This window comes from Microbacterium sp. GCM10027623, assembly GCF_042666935.1.
Lineage (GTDB): Bacteria > Actinomycetota > Actinomycetes > Actinomycetales > Microbacteriaceae > Microbacterium.
In genome coordinates, this window is record NZ_JBHTHE010000001.1 from 454,546 (window position 1) to 473,885 (window position 19,340).

A 19,340-nucleotide genomic window follows, 5' to 3' on the forward strand; every position below is an offset into this window, starting at 1 on the left:
GCCCGTCGAGGGGTCAGACGTCCCGCCCGCGCACCACGGCCCAGGCGCCCAGGAGGGCGGCGGCGGGCCATGCGACGAGGGTGACCCAGGCGACCGGGGTGCTGATGGCGCCGCCGTCCTGCGGCAGGATGGCGAGCGGTGCCGCCGAGGAGGGCAGGTAGTTGCCGAGCTCGCCGATCCACTGCACGTCCTGCGCGAGCACGCCCAGGAGGCTGATGATCACCGGCAGCACGAACAGGATGCCGACGGTGACGGCGATCGCGCCCGCCCCCGATCGGAGCACGAAGCCGAGGCCGACCCCCAGCAGGGCGAACAGCGCCATCGCGGCGGAAGCGGCCAGGATCGGCAGGATCACCGCCGCCGGGTCGGCCCATTCCAGCGCCATGTCCTTCGAAGCGGCGAGCGGTGAGACGGCGAGCGCGGCGATGAGGAAGAGCGCCAGCGAGACGACGAACATGAACGCCGCCAGCACGACCGCCTTGGCCGCGACGACTGCGCCGCGTACCGGGTTGGCGGTGAAGGTCGAGCGGACCATGCCGGTCGAGTACTCGCCGGTGACCGAGATCACGCCGAGCACACCCGCCAGCATCATCGTCAGCTGCACCGGCGAGACGACGACCATGATCACGTTGTCGATCGGTGGCGAGATCGCCGAGGTGGCGATGAACGCGATGCCGATCGTGAGCGCGGCGACGATGCCGACCGACCACCAGGTGCCGCGGACGGTCATCAGCTTGATGAGTTCGCTGCGCAGCTGGCGGACGAAGGTCGGGCGCGAGGTGGTCGTCGGGATGTGGGTGGCCCTGGCCTGGATGGCGGTCATGCGTGTGCCTCCTCGAACTGTGCGCCCTCCTGCGGGACGGCGCGGGTGCGGTACTCGACGGACTCGCCTGTGAGGGCGAGGTAGGCGTCTTCGAGCGACCCGCTGGTGGGGGTGAGCTCGTGGATCGGGATGCCGCGCTCGAAGGCGAGGTCGCCGATGCGCGACGCCGGCAGGCCCGAGATGTCAAGGGTGTCGGGGCTGGAGGTGACGACCTCGACGTCGCGGCCGGAGACGGCGGATGCCAGTTCTGCGGCGCGCGGGCTGCGCACGTGCACGCGCTCGGTGGTCCAGGCGCGGACGAGGTCGGGCAGTGCGGCATCGGCGAGCACCTTGCCGCGGCCGAGCACGATGACGTGGTCGGCGGTCTGCGCCATCTCGCTCATGAGGTGGCTGGAGAGCAGGATCGTGCGCCCCTCGGATGCCGCGTGTCGCACGAACTGGCGAACCCAGCGGACGCCCTCGGGGTCGAGTCCGTTCACGGGCTCGTCGAGGATGAGCGTGTGCGGGTCGCCGAGCAGGGCCGCGGCGATGCCGAGGCGCTGCCCCATGCCGAGGGAGAAGCCGCCGGCGCGCTTTCGCGCGACCGAGCCGATGCCGGTGATGTCGATGACCTCGTCGACGCGGGATGCCGGGATGCCGTGGGTGGCAGCCATGGCGCGCAGGTGATTGCGCGCCGAGCGCCCGGTGTGCACGGCCTTGGCGTCCAGCAGCACGCCCACTTCGGTGAGCGGTGCGGTCAGCTGGCGGTACTCCTTGCCGTTCACACTGACCCGGCCGGTGCTGGGGCGGTCGAGCCCGACGATCATGCGCATCGTGGTCGACTTGCCTGCACCGTTGGGTCCGAGGAATCCTGTGACGCTCCCCGGACGGACGGTGAACGACACGTCATCCACCGCGACCTTGTCTCCGTACCTCTTGCCGAGGCCCTCTGCTGTGATCATGTCTTCGACGCTACGGCCGCGAACGGTGCGCGCGCGTCCCCCTGCGGGATGAACCTGCCGGAGGGCATGGCACTTTGGTGCCATGCCCGGTTGGGCAGCCCCGGGCTGCGTCGGCACATCTCCGCAGATCTGCGCGATCCCGCAGAGATCCAGCATCCGGATGCTGAGTTGCGCGGATCTGCGGAGTTGTGCCGCGTGCGAAGCGGGCCGTCCGGGTTTGTTATGCTGGCCAGGCGCCGTGAGGCGTGCGGGGCTGTAGTTCAATGGCAGAACTTCTGCTTCCCAAGCAGACAGCGCGGGTTCGATTCCCGTCAGCCCCTCCACCTGTCGAATTTCCGCGTTGAGATCTTGCGCGAGCGTGGGCTGTTGTCTGAGTGGAACGCTAAGCCGACGCTGGGGCGGTGCTACGGCGCTGCACCTTCCGCTCCTTGCCGATGAGCACGAACGCGACAATGCCCGCGAGCGCCAGTCCGACGCTGGTCGTGAGACCGTAGCCCCGCGCACGGTCGAGATCTCCGGCCGCGAGGTAAGCGATTCCGAAGTCCGCAACCGGGAGAACGAGGCCCGTGAGCCCGACGATGAGCGCGGCGGCGATGGAGTCAGACAGCATCAGACCGAAGAATGCCGCCCAGAATGCAGGCAGGGGGACGACGAGGATCGGCACGACATACCAGGTCTCGGCGAGCGTTCCAGACCGAATCGCGAGCGTGACGACGGACCCGATGGCACCGAGCGCGATGACGAAGACGACCCACCCCAGCGGTCTCATGCGGTCAGGCTAGCATCCGCTGGATACGTGCCACTTCCCCGCAGAATCGAGGCGAGGACCTGGTGTGTAAAGGAGGTCATGGATCAACCTGGACCGTTCCTCACCTGGGTGCTACCCCTTGCATCCTGTCGGTGAGACCCCCTGTTCCCCGCGGGAACCACGTGCTCTTCGCTCAGGCACTCAGTCCGTGGCCGCCGGCGACCGTGATCTCCTGACCGGTGATGTAACCGGCCGCCTCGGAGGCCAGGAACGCGACAGTCTCCGCGATATCGCGTCCGGTCGCGAAGCGACCGAGCGGGATCTGCGCGGCGATGCCCTCCCGCGCGGTCTGCGGCACGCCGAGCTTGTCGAGCAGCGGGGTGTCGGTCATGCCCGGACTCACGGCGTTCACGCGGATGCGGCGAGGCGCCAACTCGACGGCCAGCGACGGCAGCATCGCGAGCAGAGCACCCCGCGTTCCAGCCCCCAGCGCGGCGCCGACGCTGCCGCGGCTCGCGCCGAGACCGACGGTCATCACGATCGAGCCGCCGTCGTTCAGAATCGGCAGCGCCCGCTGCATCGTGAAGAACTGTCCCTTGAAGTTGACGTCGACCTGGGAGTCGAACTCCGATTCGCTCACATCCGCGATCTCGGCCGGTCGGAAGACACCCGCGTTGAGGAACAGCAGATCGAGCGATCCGAACTCCTCGCCCACCCGGGCGATGAGATCGTGGATGTCGGTCACCGAGCCGCTGTCGGAGCGGAGGACGATCACCTCGTCCGGCAGAGCGGCAGCGGGCGAGCTGCGCTCGGGCGTCGATGCGGTCGACGTGGGCGCGCTCATCTCCGGCGCGCTGTCCGTCGCGGGTTCGCCCTCGCAGACCGCGCAGCTCCGTCGCATGCTGACGGTGATCGTCGACGGTCTCGCCACCCGCTGACATCTGAAGGTCCTGAGCTCGCTTCGGTCGTGGACGCGAGATGCGAGAGGGTCTGCGACGACTGTCACGTCTCTCGCACGGCGCCGATGACCCAGTCGACTGCCTCCACGAGGATCTCCGGATCGCCCATGTTTCCAGGCACGATGACGCAGTCGCATTCCTGCCCAGCATCCGTTCGCACGCGCCACACGCTCACTCCCGGACGCACCTGACCGCACACGAGCGCCGCTCGCGCACCCAGGCTCTGTCGCACCACCTCCGCCGACGTGATGCCGCCCTTGGTGACCACCACTTCGGCCTCGGCTGCCAGAAGCCGAGCCGCCACGGTGAGAGCCTGCATCACCGCTGCACCGTGCTGCAGTCCGTCGTGCGAATCGCATCGATCCCGCTCAGTGGCCACGAAGCGCGCAGCCCCTGGTCGGGAGAGGGAGAGCTCTTCCGCAGCGGCCCGCGCCCCCTCGGCGTAGGGATCGCGGAGAGCGGCAGTCGTCCGGACGACCGTGGGTGGACCGAGCCGAGTGGACAGTGCGGCGACCTGCGCTCGCGCGCCATCGGTGTGGGAGCCGCAGACGACGAGCACTGACCGAGCGCTCGACAGCACTTCGGCATCGAGCGGCTGTCTGCTCACCACTTTCGCGAGTGCCGCCGCCAGCGGCGCCGCGGTCCGAACGGTCACCGCCCTGGAGTCCCACACGCGCTCGACGGCCTCTGCGATGATTCCGATGTCCTCGTCATTCTCCGCATCCGGAACGACAAAGCATCCGGCGGGCGCCTCGCGCAGCACACCCGCCAGGCGGCCGGTCCGCACCTCGTCGAGTGGCACGTGCAGCGCACGCGCTCCCGAGTACGACTCGATGAACGCGGTAAGCCGGCTGCTGCTGAAGCCGAAGACGGGGTCGTGTGCGTACTCCGTCTGAGAGACCGGCACCAGCCGGCCGTCCTGTCTCAGGTGGTGCACGCCGTTCCGCGTGATCCTCCCACCAGCCGGAAAGGCGGGAACGAAAAGGTGCACGGCGTCCACCTCGGCGATCGCCCTGGTTTCGGCGACGACGTGCCCCCGGAGAGTCGAGTCGCCTCGAAGAACCAGTCGGACATCGATGTCGAGGCGATCCGCGACCTCCGCCGTCACCCCGCGGATCGCCTGGACGAGTCCGATGGCGTCCCGTTCGTCGAGCGCACGGCTGTTGGTTTGGAGATACACGCTGTCGGCGGTTGCGAGCGCCTCCTCCACGATGTCGGCGTCCCAGGTCAAGAGCACTGTCACGTTCGACGCGGACTGAGTCCCAGTAGGGTCGTCGTCGAGGACGACGACGCAGCGCCGCCTGGTCATGAGGCGCCACCGACCAGCCTGCACAGCAGCCGGTAGGCGTTGAGAGTGGAATCCAAGCTCGCGCGCCCCGAACCGACGATGTCGAAGGCGGTTCCGTGCGCTGGCGTGCAGATCGGGAGAGCAAGACCCGCCTCCAGCGTCACTCCGCCGTCGAAAGCCCTGGTCTTCAGCGCGATCTGTCCCTGATCGTGGTACATCGTGACGATGCCGTCGTAGGTCCCGTCGAACCCGCGCCGGAAGAGCGTGTCGCAGGGGAAGGGGCCCGACACCTCCACATCGCTCTCTGCCGCGAGCGCGATCCCCGGGGCGATGGCGGTGATCTCCTCATCGCCGAACAGCCCGTGCTCGCCCGCGTGCGGATTCAAGGCGCAAACGGCGAGCCGTGGCCTGGCGACGCCGGATGCGGACAACAGGCCGTGCAGCAGCAGCACGGAGTCGCGTACAGCCTCGGCGGTGACGAGATCGGCCACCTCTCGCAGGGCCACGTGCGATGTGACTCGTGACGTCCAGAAGGTCGTACTGACGTTGACCTCGGATGCACTCGCCGTCGGACCGAGCCTCGCCTCGAACCAGCGCATCTCGTCCGGTTCGGTCATTCCGCCCAGATGCAGCGATGTCTTGTTCAACGGACCGAACTGCAACCCCGCGACGCGTCCATCCGCATGCAGCTCAAGCGCGCGATTCAGCGCCATCAGCGCCCAGCGCCCACTCGCCGCGGAGACATCCCCCACCGGTCCGGGGTGGTCGCAGACGACCTCCTCGAGAGTCGCCTGCGCCCCACTGATCAGCTGATCGACATCCGCATCGAATCCCGCCTGCATCAGGCCCTGAGCGAGTTCCGCCTCCGAGGACACGACGACGATCGACCCCTCATCCTGCCCGCGGAGCTCGCGGAGAAGGCGCACGAGCAGTTCGGGACCGACTCCCGCCGGGTCGCCCGCGGTCAGTGCGACAGCGGGTGTCATCGCAGGAACTCCCCGGGGACCTTCGCCCCGAGAACGGGCACGATGGTCGGGAACTCCGAGATGCGGATGGTCGCGCTGCCGTAGGGCACGAGCTCGACGATGTTCGCCCATCGTGCGGGAAGCGGCCCGTCCGGTGGGTTGCCCGCGTCAGCCCCGTCCCGCTGCCATTCGGCGAGCGTTCGGATGCCCACGCCGGTGATACTCACGGGTACGCCCTCACGGCCGAAAGGCACGTCCGGGACCGGCAGTCGGTGCACGGACCACTCCTCGAGCGGCACGGGGGCGTCCGGATACAGCCCGAAGTTCCAGCTGCGCTCGGGGAACACCTCCCATTCGCCCATCCCCTTCGCGTCGGGGATGGGGCGCCAGCGCTCACCGGCGGTGGCCACCATCACCAGCGGCCCAAGCCGCACGCCGACGGCCTGCCGCTCTCGTTTGATGCGACGGGGCCGCATCGGAAGGGTCAGTACGACCTCGTCACCCTGCTTCCACGACCGGGAGAGTGCGACGTACCCATGCTCGTCGGTGTCCACAGCGACGGGCGCGGCGTTCACTGTGAGGGCGGCGCCGTGCGCCCACTCGGGGATCCGCAGTCGCAGCGCGACGTCGCGCCTCACGGTGGAGTCGATGATGCGGAAAACGATCGTGTCGTCGAAAGGATAATCAGTGATCTCGTCGATCGTGATCACTCCGCCGCCGACGTCGGCGGTGACCCGGGACGGCCCGTAGGCGGTGACTGCGAGCGCGTCCTCCGCTGTCATCCACAGCGCAGCGACGAGCTTCGGCCACCCCTGGTGGTAGTTCGCCGTGCAGCATCCGAAATGCGGCTCGAGGCCGAACACGTTGGCTCCGTTGGTGCTGTACGCCCAGTTGCGGTCCGCCGTGGAAGCCTCGATCTGGTTCGCCTGCTGATGGTACTGGTGCGCCCGCATGAGCGGGTCGGACGATGCCGGCAGCAGGTTGTACGCGGCACCCTCCAGCAGGTCGGAGTACGCGGCCTCGCCGGTCACCCGCGCGGCGATCTCCATCGTGAACATGTATTCGACGACCTGACAGGTCTCGACCCCGCGCGCGGCTTCGCGCCCGGCGAGCCACTCCTCGCCCGAGAACATCCCGTGCACCATCCCGTGCCAGCGGTCGAGGTTGGCGAGCGCCCGCTGCGTCTCCCCGTGCGGCTCGCCCTCGCCGAGCATCATCGAGCGCACGACCGGGTTCTTCAGTGCCATCGCGACGTTCGGGCCGTGGGTGCGGTGATCGAACCCCATCGCCTTGCCGGTGATCAGCCCCTCGCCGAACGCGTCGTCCCAGTCCAACCCCTGAGACAGCAGAAGCCTCGTCAGCTCCACCCACTCAGGGCGCGGACGCCGCTCGTGCACCCAGGCCAATGCGAGCACGTTGTCGATCGCGCGCGCCGCCGCCCAGTGCTCCAGCGGGCGGCCGGGCAGCTCCCTGAGCTGGAACTCGTAGTAGCGCTCCAGGAACGGCAGCACGCGCTCGTCACCGGTGGCCTCGGCGTGTTGCTGGAGCACCTTGGCCGCCACCATCCGCGTCCACCAGTCGTCATTGCTCGCGGGACCGAACTGACCACTGGGCTGCTGGCTCTGCAGCATCCATTCGACCCATTTGTCAGCCCGCTCGATGAGCACCTCATCGCCGAGCAGGTGCGCCAGCGGCACGAGACCGTCGAGGTAGTAAGGGCCGCGCTCCCAGCTCTCCCCGGCGCCGCCGAGCCAGCCCGAGTCGGGACCGACATCCGGCCACAACTCCTCGATGGAGCCGGACAGTCCGTCGGCCTGGATCTGCAGCTGCCGGCGCAGCCAGCCGGCAGGGCGCACTGCGCCGAGAGGCAGAGACGAGAAGGCGGAATGGATGGAAGGCATGTGTTCTCCTGGGGTCGACATGGATTCAGCCACGCAGCGCACCCTCGGTGAGCCCACCGATGTAGAAGCGCTGCAGAACGAGGTAGAGGACGAGACAAGGGAGGATGGCGACGGTCGTACCCGCCTGCAGCAACCCCCAGTCGATGGAGCCGTACGCCCCGGTGCGAATGTTGACGAGCATGACCGAGAGAGTGAAATGCGCCCCATCGTTCAGCAGGAGCAGGGGGATGAAGAACTCGTTCCAGGAGACCAGGAACGCGAACAGCGCGACCGTCACCACACCAGGCAGGACCAGCGGAAGCGAGATGCGCAGGAAGACGCCCAGCGAGTTGGCACCATCGACCTTGCCCGCCTCCTCCAGCTCGAGCGGGATCGCCTCGAAGCTGTTACGCATCAGGAAGATGCTGAATGGCAGCTGGAACACCGTGAGCACGAGGCCCACACCGACCAGGCTGTCCTGCAGCCCCGCCTTGGCGAACATGAAGTACAGCGGGAGCACCAGGGTCGCGTGCGGCACCATCAGCACCGCGATCACGGCGAGGAACACGATGTTCTTGCCGGGGAACTGGAAACGGGCGAAGCCATAGCCACCGAGGGTGGCGATGACGATCGTGAGGACCACCGAGACGACAGCCACGACGAGCGAGTTTCCGATGTACTGCCCGAGCCCCTCGCCGTTGGCGACGAGCTCGGAGTAGTTCTCACCGCTCCACTGCTGCGGCCAGAGCGTCGGAGGCGACGCGCTCGCTTCCGACGATGTTTTGAAGGAGTTCAGTGTCGACCACAGCAGCGGAAACAGGAACAGCAACGCGAGGACGATCCCGGTGACGTGATACGGGATGCTCATGAGTGTCCGCCGCGCACTCGGGCGCACGCGGCGAAGGCGAAGGTGACGCGAGCGTGCGCCGGCGGTGGTCAGCAGCTCAGTCCGGGTGGTGGACGTGGAAGTGCGGGTGATAGAGGTCATTTGTCTGAGCCCTTCACGAACTTGAGCTGCAGTCCGTTGATGATGACGAGCGCGATGAGCATGACGATCGACAGCGCCGCCGCCTTGCCGAGGTCGAAGGAGGTGAACGCGGTGTTGTAGATCTTCATCACCATGGTCACGGTGCTGTTGTCGGGACCCCCCTGTGTCATCACCATGAATTGATCGAATGCCAGCAGGGATCCGGTCACCGACAGCACGAGCAGCAGCGCCAGCGTGGGCCGCAGGAACGGCAGGGTGATGTAGAAGAAGCGCTGCCAGGCGTTCGCGCCGTCCATCAGCGAGGCTTCGTTGACGCTCGAGGGGATGGACTGCAGCGCCACCAGGAGGATGATCACTTGGAATCCGACGAACTTCCAGACGATCATGAAGGTCACTGCGAGTGTGGCACTGAGCGGAGTGTCGAAGAAGCCGACGGGGCCGTCGGCGATGCCCAGCCAGCGCAGCGCTTGTGCATAGATGCCGACCTGGTCGTTGTAGTTGACGACCCACATCAGGCTGGCGGTGGAGAGACCGACTACATAAGGGGCGAAGATCGCGATGCGGTAGAACTTCGCACCGCGGCGAGCCGTGTTCAGGAAGGCCGCGAGCAGGATCGCGAGCACGAAGATCGCAATCGTCGCGAGGGCCGTGTAGCCGAGGGTGAACAGGATGGCGCCGATATAGCCAGGGTCGCTGAAGATCTCGATGTAGTTGCCGACGCCGATGAGTTCGGGGGAGCCGAGCAGAGGCCAGTCGCTCAGCGACATGAAGACCACGATCGCGAGCGGCAGGATGAACAGCACGAGGATGGTGACCGCCGTCGGCCCGATGAATGCCCATCCGGCGAGCTGCTGGCGTGCGGCCCCGCGGGACCGGCGCATGCGCGTCGGCCCCGCGGGGAGTGCTGTGGTGACCACGATCAGTTGGTTCCGTCGACCAGCGCCTGAATGGCCTTCTGGCCGGTCGCGAGTGCACCGGCGTCGCCGTTGAAGACCACACCGCGCATCGCAGTCAGCCAGGGACCGTTCGGCGAGTTGATGGCCTCGCCGTAGGCGAGCGTGGAGGGCGTGTAGCCGTTCGCCATGCCCGCCGTGATCGCCTCGAGCCGGGGATCAGCAGAGGTGAACTCGTTGTCGGAGAGGTCGACGCGCACGGGAAGATTTCCGTCCTTGGCGACGATGTCGACCTGAGCCTCCTCCTCGAGTGTCCATTCGATGAAGTCCCACGCCGCGTCGGACTTCTTGGTCGTGCTCGTCACGCCGACCACGTCACCGCCCACGAACGTCCCGGTGTTGGAACCATCCGCGTTGGCCAGAGGCATATAACCCCACTCGAAGTCGATGGACTCGTTGACAGTCGGGATCGAGTAGGACCCGTTCGGCCACATGCCGACCTTGCCCTGTAGGAAGGGCTCCTGCTGCGTGGTCGAGTCGCCCGTGGAGGCACCAGGAGGGACCAGCCCGTCGGCGAAGAGGCGCTGGTAGAGTCCGAACCAGTCGCTGAGCGCGGTGCTGTCGATGTCTGCCTTCTTGCCGTCGTCAGCGAAGGGCACTTCGTCGCCGGCCCGCGCCACTCCGAAGGAGGTGTACGCGTTGCACCCCGCGCAGTTACCCGGGAAGTAAAGGCCGTAGGTGTCTCCGCCGAGGGCTCTGATCGCCTTGGCCGCGTCGTAGATCTCGTCATAGGTGCGGGGCGGGTTCTCAGGGTCGAGGCCTGCTGCGGCGAAGAGATTCTTGTTGTAGAAGATGAAGCTCGAGTCGACCTTGTGCGGCACGGCGTAGATCTTGCCGTCGAACGTCGAGGCCTCGATGTGCGCGGAGACGAGGTCGTCGGCGAATGGCAGCTTCTTCACCCGGTCCGAGATGTCCTGGTATACAGACTGCTTCGCGTAGTTCGGCGCGTAGACCACGTCGGATGCCAGGATGTCGGGCAGTGATCCGGCGCCCGCTGCGGCGCCGACCTTCTGCTGGAAGCTGTCGGAGGCGACGATGGTCAGCTTGATCTGGGTGTCGTGATCGGCGTTGTAGGCGTCGACCAGAGCCTGCGTGTAGTCCTGCGTCGATGAACGCGCCCACATGGTCAGCTCATCGACGTCGCCGGAGCCGTCGCCTTCCGTCGAACCTCCGCAGGCCGTGAGGACCAGGGCAGCAGTCAGCAGACCGGCGCCGGCGGCGAGCGTCTTTCGTAATGCAGTCATTGTTGCTCCTCATTGAGTGGGACTTGCTGTGATGCCAGTGTCTGAGGGCCGGTGCGCAATTACCAAACTTTTCCCAGACTTTCTCAATCATGCACTTGACGCCCGCTATTCAAGAGAGAAAACTCGTGCGAAAGGAGGGTGTTCAATGACGAATCCATCGCAACCCACCATCTCGGACGTCGCTCGTGAGGCAGAGGTGTCGATCAGCACCGTCTCGAAAGCGCTCAACGGAACGGGACGGATGCGCGATGAGACGAGAACCCATGTGACCGAGGTCGCGCAACGGCTCGGCTACACCGCACGCGCTCCTCGACGCGAATCCCGCTCCTCGCGGTCGTACACGATCGGACTGCTCACCACCGACAGCTTCACCCGCTTCGCGATACCGCTCATGCTCGGCGTCGAGGACGCACTGAGCGCCGGGCGGATCTCAGTGCTGCTCGCCGACGGACGGGGCGATCCGATCCGGGAGAATCATCACCTTCAGACTTTCCTCGCCCGCCGCGTCGACGCGATCATCGTCACGGGCAGACGAGCCGAGTCGCGAGCACCCATCGGCATTCCCACCCGCGTGCCCGTCTGCTACGTGCTCTCTCCGTCGCAGCGCCCGGAGGATCTGTCGATCGTGATCGATGACGAACAGGGTGCACGACTGGCCACGTCCCATCTGCTGTCTCTGGGACGGCGCCGCATCGCCTACGTCTCCGGTCCGCAGAAGCATCTGTCGGCGCGGTTGCGGCACAGTGGCATGCTTCAGCAGCTGCGCGAGGCGGGCGTCGAGCCCGCGGAGCGATCCGTGATGTGGGGCGAGTGGTCCGAAGCCTGGGGCAGACAGGCCGCCAGCATCCTGACCCGCTCGCACGTGCCATTCGATGCCGTCTTCTGCGGAAGTGATCAGATCGCTCGGGGAATGGTGGAACAGCTCCAGCAGGAATCGGTCCGCGTACCCGAGGACGTGTCCGTCGTCGGCTTCGACAACTGGGATGTGATGGCGCTCGCGTCTCGTCCCATGCTGACCACGATCGACGCGCGACTGGACGATCTCGGCCGCCTCGCGGCGCACTCGGTGCTCTCCGTGCTCGAGGGCAAGGAGATGCGCGGAGAGATCGCGCACGAGTGCGAGCTCATTGTGCGCGGATCGACGGCGGTGCTGCCCGCGTGAACGTCGGCAGCTGGGCCGCTCCCCTCATCAACCCCGATAACCTCCTCCGCGTTTCACCGCACGTGCATGCGATCGCCGACGGCGGGGTCCCCGGCGTGCCCAATGCCGGAATCGTGGTGGGGGGCAGGGCGGCCCTCGTGATCGACACGGGGATCGGCGAGCCCAATGGCCGGGCGGTGCTCGGAGTGGCACGGAAGCTTGCCGGCGATCTCCCCCTGCGGCTGGTTACCACGCACGTGCACCCTGAACACGACCTGGGTGCCTCGGCGTTTCCCGCGGGCACCGTGATGATCAGATCGCGCCCCCAGGTCGAGGAGATCGCCGAGACGGGCCTGGGGGTCGCGGACGACTTCCGGAAGCGCTCCACCGAGTACGCAGAACTGCTCGCCGGGGCACGATTCCGCGAGCCGGACATCGTCTTCGATGACGTGCTCGTACTCGACCTCGGCGGAGTCCGCGTGCAGCTGCGAGCCATGGGCCCCAACCACACACCGGGAGACACCATCGCCCTGGTCGTCGACGATGGCGTCGTGTTCTCGGGAGATATCGCGATGCGGCCGCCTCCGTCATTCGCCAGCCCTCACTCGAGTTTGCGCCACTGGCTGACGAGCCTGGACGAATTGCAGGCGATGCGTCCGCGCATCATCGTTCCCAGTCACGGCCCCTTCGGCGGAGCAGAGCTGATCGAGGGCTATCGCCGCTATCTGCGCGACGTTCGCCGTCTCAGTCGGGCGGCCTGGCAGGAGGGACGGAGTGCCGAGCAGGCGGTCGCCGAGATCGTGCCGCAGCTGATCGACGCACAGCCCGACGCCGTCCGCATCGCGGGGGCCGTGCGGGTGGCATACCGCGAAGCAGAATCCGCCGACGAAGAGACAGGAGAGCACGCATGACGGACGAACTGATCGCAGAGGGATCGCAGTTGGAGCAGCTGGCGACCGGTGGCACGTGGAACGAGGGTCCGCTGTGGATTCCGGACGAACGGGCCGTGCGCTGGAGCGACATCCCCGGCAACCGGATCATGCGGTGGGATGCGGCGACCGGCGAGGTGAGTGTGCACCGCTCCGAGGTCGAGTTCACGAACGGGCGGATGCTGGACCGCGACGGCAGCGTCGTGCAGTGCTCGCACGGCCGCCGGAGGCTCGAGCGGGAGTCGGCCGACGGGGAGCTCACCGAGCTGGTCGCGCACTGGGGGGAGCATCGCCTCAACTCCCCGAACGACGTGGCGCTCGCCCCGGACGGCTCCTACTGGTTCACCGATCCGGACTACGGCATCCGTCAGCCGCAGGAGGGGCACCCCGGCGTCCGCGAGTACGGGGACTGCCGGGTGTTCCGGTGGTCGGACTCCGACGGCCTCACCTCGGTCATCGATGACATCGACCGCCCGAACGGCATCGCCTTCGCGCCGGACGGGAAGACCGTGTACGTGAGCGACACAGCCGCGGCCCTGGGTGACGGGCCTGGTCACTGGATCCGCGCCTACGAGGTCCAAGGCGCCACCGCGAGCGGGGGTCGCCATTTCGCCTCCATCGAGGTGGGCCTCTCCGACGGCATCGCGGTCGACGTCGAGGGGCGCGTGTGGTCCTCGGCGGGAGACGGGGTGCACGTCTTCTCCCCCGTCGGTGATGAACTGCTTCACATCCCGGTGCCCGAGGTCGTCGCCAACCTGTGCTTCGGCGGCGACCACGGCGACGAGCTCTTCATCGCCGCCACGACGAGCCTCTACCGCGTCAGGACGACGACCCGGGAGGCCCGCTTCGACTGAGCGGCATCGGCCGGCGCCCTCAGCAGCATCCGCCTGCGCCTGTGGAGCACACCCCCGTCGCCGGGAGCGTGAGCCGAACCTCGGACGCGGCGCGCATGTCGCCGTCCAGCCACGCGACAACCGAGCGCACCTGCTCGTAGCCGGTGGCGAGCAGGAACGTCGGCGCACGACCGTAGGACTTCATCCCGACGAGGAAGAATCCGGATTCGGGATGCCGCAGCTCCTCGACACCGTGCGGAGCGACCGTCCCGCAGGAGTGCACGTTCGGGTCGATCAGCGGGGCGAGGCGGATCGGCGCCTCGACGATGTCGTCCAGCTGCACCCGGATCTCGCGGAGCATGTCCAGATCGGGCCGGAAGCCGGTCGCCCCCACGACCAGATCGGTGTCGTGGGCGGCCGGCTCGCCCCGCCGCGCACCGATCAGGCGGATGCCGTCACCGTGTCGACGGACAGTGGAGATCTCGAACGAGTCGATCTTCTCGATGATCCCGGAGTCCACGAGCTGATCCACGCGCGAGCCGAGGCGCGCGCGGTCGGCCAGCTCGTCATCCGCCGACGAGGACACGCGCACGGCGGACGCGTTCCGGATCAGCCAGGTCACGTGCGTGCCCGGCTCGCTCTTCGACAACTCGGCCAGCGCGATCAGGGTGTTCGCCGCGGAGTGCCCGGCTCCCACGACGGTCGTGCGCCGACCGGCGAACCGGTCCCGATCAGCGCCGAGAACGTCCGGCAGCGCGTGCACGATGCGGTCGCCGGCGCTGCCGGCCCCCATCGGCTCCAACCCGGACGAGGCCAAGGGATTGGGGGTCGTGTACGTGCCGGAGGCGTCGATCACCGCCCGCCCGGTCATCTCCTCCACTTCTCCGGCATCCGTCATGACGCGCAGCAGGAACGGCGTCGCCTCCCTGCCCACAGTGCGGGTGCGATCCATGCCCTGCCGGGCCACCGCCGTCACGCGCGTGCCGTACCGGATCCGGCTGCGGATCGCCTCCAGCCCTGCCAGCGGCACCAGGTATTCGTCGACCAGCTGCAGGCCAGTCGGCGCGCGGCCCTCATCGAGCGGCGGAGTCCACCCCGCGGCGGTCAGCAGGCGTCGAGATGCGGGGTCGATCAGGTGCCGCCAGGGCGAGAACAGGCGGGTGTGCCCCCACAGACGCACCGAGGACGCGGGGCGATCGCCGGCCTCCAACACCACGAAGTCGATGCCCCTCTCGACCAGGTTCGCCGCCGCGGCGAGACCGATCGGCCCGGCGCCGACGATGACGACGGGCAGCGTCGCCAGACGATCGGTCAGTCGAGGGCGAGGTGTCAGATCGAGCAGAGTCATGATGGCCTCCCAGCCACATATCGATGAACGTCGATATTCAGTATCGAGGCATATATCGATCCCTGTCAATATCGATTATGATCGATACATGGTCACGATGCTCGAGGTCACCGATGTCACCGCCCCGCGCGGCGCGACCTGCTGCGCTCCGCTGGTGAAGGAGCCGATCACACCGGCGGATGCCGACCAGCTCTCGAGAGCCCTGAAGGCGCTCGCCGATCCCGCACGACTGCGACTGCTGTCGATCGTCGCCTCCTCCGAGGGCCAGGAGGCCTGCGTGTGCGATCTGATCGAGCCCGTCGGCCTCTCGCAGCCGACCGTGTCGCATCACCTGAAGGTACTCACGGAAGCCGGGTTCCTGTCGCGCTCCAAGCGGGGCACCTGGGCGTACTACCGGCTGCGCCCGGACGCGTTGGCCTCCGTCGCAGGAGTCCTCTCGATCTGAACGCCGCTCAGCCCTCGGATGCGGGACGCGTGCAGACCCGTTCGATGAGCGTCTGCCAGCTGTCCTCGAAGGAGCCGACGCTGCGTGCCGTGGGAGGCGGCGGGGACTGCAGCGCCAGCAGCAGCGGCCCCTCCAGTGCCACGCTGAGCTGCACGGCCAGATTGTCGAGATCGTCGACGCCGATGTCGGCCTGCGCCAACAGCATCCGGATGTGGATCTGCGTGAAACGCACACTGGAGGCGGGTACGTCGCTCGCCGGATCCAGCGTCTCGCGGATGATCTGCAGGTGGTTCATCGAGTGCGCATAACGCGCACGACCGTACGCGACGAGCCGCTGCACGGGGTCGGCTCCCGGCCCCAGAGGTGGCGCCCCCCGCATCACCTGCTCTTGGAAGGCGACCTCGTCCGCGCCGAGCAGATCCCGGAAGATCCCTGCGCGGGAGCCGAAGGCGCGGAACACCGTCCCCTTGCCGAGCCCCGTGCGCTCGGCGAGGCCGTCCATCGTTATTCCTGCCGGGCCTCGCTCGGCGAGCACCTCCTGTGCGGCGGCGATCAGACGCGCATGATTGCGCACCGCATCCGCGCGCTTGGGGCGCGGCTCACCGGGCGCCGCGAGGGGAATACTCACGAATTCAGATTAGGCGGAATAATAAACGGGGGATAGTCCGTTTGACTGGGCATGCACGTACTCGTCACAGGCGGTACCGGCCACACCGGTTCGCACATCATCCCTGAACTCATCGCAGCCGGCCACCGGGTCACCGGACTCGCCCGGTCGGATGCCTCCGCCGCCGCGATCACCGCCCTCGGCGCCACGCCCCGTCGCGGCGACCTCCTCGATCTCGACGGTCTCACGCGGGCGGCCGCGGAGTCGGACGGCGTCGTCCACGTCGCCCACCGACAGGACCTCCTGCCCGTCGGCGGGATGGACGCGGTGGCGGCCGCCGAGATCGAGGTGATGAACGCCTACCGCGATGCTCTCGCGGGCACCGGGAAGCCTCTCGTCGCAGCCGGAAGCATCGGATCTCCCGGAAGCCTGGGGCGGCCCGTCGTCGAGAGCGACCCGGCGCTGCCCGCCGACGGCGAGCACAGCGGAACGCTGCGCATGCGCAACACCGTGGAGTCCGCGGTCATCGGCTTCGCGGAGCAGGGCGTGCGCTCCTCGGTCGTACGGATGGCGAACATCGCGCACAGCACCGTCGACCAGGCCGGGTTCCTGCCGACACTGATCGCACTGGCGAAGGAGAGGGGCTTCGCCGGCTATCCGGGGGACGGCTCGAATCTGTGGAATGCGATCCACATCCGCGATGTCGCCCGGATCTTCCGTCTGGCGCTCGAGAAGGGCGCCGCGGGCAGCTACTGGCACGCCGTCGCCGACGGAGAGGTCCCTCTCCGCTCCCTCGCCGAGGCCATCGGCGAACGGGTCGGCGTACCGGCCCTGAGCGTCCCGCTCGACGAGCTGATGGTGCCCGGGTACTTCGGCTTCCTGTCCAACATCGTGACGCACAGCTACCCGGCATCCAATCTCACCACCCGTCGCGAGCTCGGCTGGGAGCCCCGTGAACCCGGGCTCTTCGACGGCCTCGACAACGGCCACTACTTCCCCGCACGTTGAACAACCCACCCCGAAGGAGATCGACATGAGCAACATCACCATCATCGGCACCGGCGGCATGGCCGCCGCGATCGCCGGACGCGCGTCCGCGGCAGGGCACACCATCCAGGTGCTCAGCCGCAGTACCGCCAGCGCACAGGCGTTCGCGGACGGACTGGAGATCGACGCGACCGTCGGCGCGCACGGCACCGTGCCGGCCGGCGACCTCGTCATCCTGGCCGTGCCCTACTCCGTCGCCGCACCCGTTGTGAGCTCGTACGGCGACGCGCTCGCCGGAAAGGTGATCATCGACATTACGAACCCGTACTCGCCCGAGCCCGGCGCCCTGGTCACCCCGGCCGGAAGCTCCGGCGCGCAGGAGCTCTCCAAGCTGCTGCCCGCAGGGACGACGGTCGTGAAGGCGTTCAACACCCTGGTGGGCCAGGTGCTCGCCCGCGGCGGAAGCCGAGACACGTTCGTGGCCTCAGACGACGCGGCCGCCAAGGAGCGCGTCTCGGAGTTCATCACGAGCCTCGGGCTGCGTCCCCTCGATGTCGGCGGACTGGTGATGGCGCGCAATCTCGAGGCGACCAGCACGCTGCTGATCGGCCTGGCGCAGAACGGCCTCGGCAGCTTCGACTTCGCCCTCAACGTCGACGCCGGCTGAGCCGCGAAGACACATCCAGATCCCACCCAGAAAAAGAGAAAGCGACCCACTATGACCCGCATCTTCCGCCTCGACGCCTCCATTCGCGGTGAGGCCTCGGTCAGCCGCGCACTGTCGGATACCCTGCTCGAGACCCTCACCTCCGAACTCGACGACGTGGCGACGGTCACCCGCCGCGATCTCGCCACCGAGCCGGTGCCTCCGACCACGTGGGGCCTGGCCGCGAACGCCGGGTTCGCGCCCGAGGACCAGCGCTCCGTCGAGCAGGTCGCGGCGGTCGCCTATGCGCGGATGCTGGCGGACGAGGTCGACGCCGCGGACCTGCTGATCATCGGCGCGCCGTTCTACAACTTCGGCGTCTCGCAGCACACCAAGGCCTGGCTGGACGCCATCATCACCGACAGTCGCTTCAGCCCCGGAGCACGCCCGGGCGAGGGCAAGACCGCCTTCATCGTCGTCTCCCGCGGCGGCGGGTACTCCGAGGGCACCCCGCGCTACGGCTGGGACCACGGCACGCCGTGGCTGCTGCGCATCTTCCGTGACGTGTTCGGCTACGAGACCGAGATCATCGAGACCGAGCTGACCCTCGCCGAGCACAACCCGGCCATGGCCCACCTCGTGGATCTCGCCAAGGAGAACCGCGCTCGGGCGCACGAGGCGGCCGAAGAGCACGGCAAGCGCGTCGCGGCGAGCTTCGCCGACACCGCTGCGGCCTGACAGCGGACACGGCGAGAGGCAGGCGGCCCTTGCGGACCGCCTGCCTCTCGGTGCTGCGCCCTCGGTCACAGGAACGTGACGCCCCCGGCGTTCGGGAACCCCCGCAGCCGCGCGTAGTCGTCCAGTGCCCGCAGGGCGGCCCAGGCCACGACAGCGCTGGAACGGGGCCGCTCGACCGACGGCGCGTTGGTCACGATCGTGCGCACCTCGCCGAGGACGCCGGAAGCGCGAATCTCATGCCGCGTCCGTACGGCGGAGGGATCAGCGACGATCCGAGCGGTCGCCACCTCCCAGGCATCCGCGGCGAGCGCGAGCGCCGCCGCGACGTTGGCGGATGCCGGGAACCGCTGCGCGACCTCCGCGGCCGGCCCGTCGGCCAGGACGATCTCGGTGTCGCCGGCACGCAGCGACTCCGTCAGGCGAGTCCGCATCCACGGTTGGATCAGGGCTCCTGGCAGCTTGCGGCTCTCCAGCGAGACCGACTCCAACGGGCCGGCGGCGCGCAGAGCGCGCACCTGGTCCAGCCCGCCGATCGCGCCGGTGCAGGGGATGAGCAGGCCGCGCCCCGGCATCCGCTGCAGCAGCTCGGACCGCACGGCGGCGTCGGCCAGCGCGCCGACGGACAGCAGGATCACATCGATCCCGTCCGCGAGCAGCGGCGGCACGCGTTCTCGAACCGCCTGCTGGGTGGCCGCCTCGACGATGACGTCGACCATCCCGGAACCGGGCAGCACGGCATCCCGTCCGTACACGCCGACCACGCGGTAAGGACGCGACTCCCGCACCGCCCGGTGCAGCACCCCGTTCAGGTGCCCGTCGCCGAGGAACCCGACCCGCAGACCCGTCATGTCTCGACCCTAGGTCAGGCACGGCGACG

Annotated in this window: 21 protein-coding genes and 1 tRNA gene; 9 read left to right on the forward strand and 13 right to left on the reverse strand. The window is 68.1% G+C overall.

The window, feature by feature from the left end:
* Positions 1 to 13: 13 nt before the first annotated feature.
* Complete coding sequence (locus ACFQY2_RS02015; RefSeq protein ID WP_378743941.1) at positions 14 to 823, reverse strand: ABC transporter permease; 810 nt, start codon at positions 821 to 823, stop codon at positions 14 to 16.
* A complete protein-coding gene (locus tag ACFQY2_RS02020; RefSeq protein ID WP_378743942.1) occupies positions 820 to 1,764 on the reverse strand; it encodes an ABC transporter ATP-binding protein in 945 nt (314 codons plus the stop codon). The genes ACFQY2_RS02015 and ACFQY2_RS02020 overlap by 4 nt, the downstream gene beginning before the upstream one ends.
* 249 nt (positions 1,765 to 2,013) lie before the next feature.
* Between ACFQY2_RS02020 and ACFQY2_RS02025 the strand changes: the two genes are divergently transcribed.
* A tRNA-Gly gene (locus tag ACFQY2_RS02025) sits at positions 2,014 to 2,087 on the forward strand.
* A 59-nt stretch (positions 2,088 to 2,146) separates the two neighbouring features.
* On the opposite strand, the gene ACFQY2_RS02030 is transcribed toward ACFQY2_RS02025, so the two are convergent.
* Both ACFQY2_RS02030 and ACFQY2_RS02035 read right to left on the reverse strand, forming a co-directional pair.
* Positions 2,147 to 2,533, reverse strand: coding sequence for a hypothetical protein (locus ACFQY2_RS02030; RefSeq protein ID WP_378743943.1), 387 nt, complete (start codon positions 2,531 to 2,533; stop codon positions 2,147 to 2,149).
* Positions 2,534 to 2,705: 172 nt separating this feature from the next.
* A complete protein-coding gene (locus ACFQY2_RS02035; RefSeq protein ID WP_378743944.1) occupies positions 2,706 to 3,257 on the reverse strand; it encodes an SDR family NAD(P)-dependent oxidoreductase in 552 nt (183 codons plus the stop codon).
* On the opposite strand from ACFQY2_RS02035, the gene ACFQY2_RS02040 reads away from it, so the two are divergent.
* On the forward strand, positions 3,247 to 3,450 hold the full coding sequence (locus tag ACFQY2_RS02040) for a hypothetical protein (RefSeq protein WP_378743945.1): 204 nt from the start codon (positions 3,247 to 3,249) through the stop codon (positions 3,448 to 3,450). The genes ACFQY2_RS02035 and ACFQY2_RS02040 overlap by 11 nt on opposite strands.
* Before the next feature lie 64 nt (positions 3,451 to 3,514).
* On the opposite strand, the gene ACFQY2_RS02045 is transcribed toward ACFQY2_RS02040, so the two are convergent.
* The 6 genes from ACFQY2_RS02045 to ACFQY2_RS02070 all read right to left on the reverse strand — a co-directional run bounded on the left by ACFQY2_RS02045 (position 3,515) and on the right by ACFQY2_RS02070 (position 10,789).
* Positions 3,515 to 4,780, reverse strand: coding sequence for a four-carbon acid sugar kinase family protein (locus ACFQY2_RS02045; RefSeq protein ID WP_378743946.1), 1,266 nt, complete (start codon positions 4,778 to 4,780; stop codon positions 3,515 to 3,517).
* The gene (locus tag ACFQY2_RS02050; protein WP_378743947.1) at positions 4,777 to 5,745 is read right to left on the reverse strand and encodes a PdxA family protein; all 969 of its coding nucleotides are present in this window, start codon (positions 5,743 to 5,745) and stop codon (positions 4,777 to 4,779) included. The genes ACFQY2_RS02045 and ACFQY2_RS02050 overlap by 4 nt, the downstream gene beginning before the upstream one ends.
* Positions 5,742 to 7,625, reverse strand: coding sequence for a beta-L-arabinofuranosidase domain-containing protein (locus tag ACFQY2_RS02055; RefSeq protein WP_378743948.1), 1,884 nt, complete (start codon positions 7,623 to 7,625; stop codon positions 5,742 to 5,744). The genes ACFQY2_RS02050 and ACFQY2_RS02055 overlap by 4 nt, the downstream gene beginning before the upstream one ends.
* A 25-nt stretch (positions 7,626 to 7,650) precedes the next feature.
* Positions 7,651 to 8,472 carry a carbohydrate ABC transporter permease gene (locus ACFQY2_RS02060; RefSeq protein WP_378743949.1) on the reverse strand — a complete coding sequence of 274 codons (822 nt, stop codon included), beginning with the start codon at positions 8,470 to 8,472 and terminating at the stop codon, positions 7,651 to 7,653.
* Positions 8,473 to 8,588: 116 nt separating this feature from the next.
* Complete coding sequence (locus tag ACFQY2_RS02065) at positions 8,589 to 9,509, reverse strand: carbohydrate ABC transporter permease (protein WP_378743950.1); 921 nt, start codon at positions 9,507 to 9,509, stop codon at positions 8,589 to 8,591.
* Between the two features lie 2 nt (positions 9,510 to 9,511).
* On the reverse strand, positions 9,512 to 10,789 hold the full coding sequence (locus ACFQY2_RS02070) for an ABC transporter substrate-binding protein (protein WP_378743951.1): 1,278 nt from the start codon (positions 10,787 to 10,789) through the stop codon (positions 9,512 to 9,514).
* Between the two features lie 145 nt (positions 10,790 to 10,934).
* On the opposite strand from ACFQY2_RS02070, the gene ACFQY2_RS02075 reads away from it, so the two are divergent.
* From ACFQY2_RS02075 to ACFQY2_RS02085, 3 genes are read left to right on the forward strand one after another with little or no spacing between them, the layout of a single operon-like run.
* Positions 10,935 to 11,951 carry a LacI family DNA-binding transcriptional regulator gene (locus ACFQY2_RS02075; protein WP_378743952.1) on the forward strand — a complete coding sequence of 339 codons (1,017 nt, stop codon included), beginning with the start codon at positions 10,935 to 10,937 and terminating at the stop codon, positions 11,949 to 11,951.
* Positions 11,948 to 12,841, forward strand: coding sequence for an MBL fold metallo-hydrolase (locus ACFQY2_RS02080; protein ID WP_378743953.1), 894 nt, complete (start codon positions 11,948 to 11,950; stop codon positions 12,839 to 12,841). The genes ACFQY2_RS02075 and ACFQY2_RS02080 overlap by 4 nt, the downstream gene beginning before the upstream one ends.
* Positions 12,838 to 13,713 (forward strand): SMP-30/gluconolactonase/LRE family protein, encoded by an 876-nt coding sequence (locus ACFQY2_RS02085; RefSeq protein WP_378743954.1) that lies wholly within the window; start codon positions 12,838 to 12,840, stop codon positions 13,711 to 13,713. Before ACFQY2_RS02080 ends, ACFQY2_RS02085 begins: the two co-directional genes overlap by 4 nt.
* Before the next feature lie 19 nt (positions 13,714 to 13,732).
* On the opposite strand, the gene ACFQY2_RS02090 is transcribed toward ACFQY2_RS02085, so the two are convergent.
* On the reverse strand, positions 13,733 to 15,040 hold the full coding sequence (locus ACFQY2_RS02090; protein ID WP_378743955.1) for an FAD-dependent oxidoreductase: 1,308 nt from the start codon (positions 15,038 to 15,040) through the stop codon (positions 13,733 to 13,735).
* A gap of 88 nt (positions 15,041 to 15,128) precedes the next feature.
* Here ACFQY2_RS02090 and ACFQY2_RS02095 point away from each other — a divergent pair, with 88 nt between their 5' ends.
* Complete coding sequence (locus ACFQY2_RS02095; RefSeq protein ID WP_378743956.1) at positions 15,129 to 15,485, forward strand: metalloregulator ArsR/SmtB family transcription factor; 357 nt, start codon at positions 15,129 to 15,131, stop codon at positions 15,483 to 15,485.
* Positions 15,486 to 15,492: 7 nt separating this feature from the next.
* On the opposite strand, the gene ACFQY2_RS02100 is transcribed toward ACFQY2_RS02095, so the two are convergent.
* Positions 15,493 to 16,113, reverse strand: a complete 621-nt coding sequence (locus ACFQY2_RS02100; protein ID WP_378743957.1) for a TetR/AcrR family transcriptional regulator — start codon at positions 16,111 to 16,113, stop codon at positions 15,493 to 15,495.
* A gap of 51 nt (positions 16,114 to 16,164) precedes the next feature.
* Between ACFQY2_RS02100 and ACFQY2_RS02105 the strand changes: the two genes are divergently transcribed.
* The 3 genes from ACFQY2_RS02105 to ACFQY2_RS02115 are packed head-to-tail and all read left to right on the forward strand — an operon-like array spanning position 16,165 to position 18,463.
* Positions 16,165 to 17,100, forward strand: coding sequence for an SDR family oxidoreductase (locus ACFQY2_RS02105; RefSeq protein WP_378743958.1), 936 nt, complete (start codon positions 16,165 to 16,167; stop codon positions 17,098 to 17,100).
* A 25-nt stretch (positions 17,101 to 17,125) separates the two neighbouring features.
* A complete protein-coding gene (locus tag ACFQY2_RS02110) occupies positions 17,126 to 17,746 on the forward strand; it encodes an NADPH-dependent F420 reductase (RefSeq protein WP_378743959.1) in 621 nt (206 codons plus the stop codon).
* A gap of 51 nt (positions 17,747 to 17,797) precedes the next feature.
* Complete coding sequence (locus tag ACFQY2_RS02115; protein ID WP_378743960.1) at positions 17,798 to 18,463, forward strand: FMN-dependent NADH-azoreductase; 666 nt, start codon at positions 17,798 to 17,800, stop codon at positions 18,461 to 18,463.
* A 65-nt stretch (positions 18,464 to 18,528) separates the two neighbouring features.
* Here ACFQY2_RS02115 and ACFQY2_RS02120 read toward each other — a convergent pair whose 3' ends face one another.
* Positions 18,529 to 19,311, reverse strand: a complete 783-nt coding sequence (locus tag ACFQY2_RS02120) for an aspartate dehydrogenase domain-containing protein (protein WP_378743961.1) — start codon at positions 19,309 to 19,311, stop codon at positions 18,529 to 18,531.
* Positions 19,312 to 19,340 lie beyond the last annotated feature (29 nt).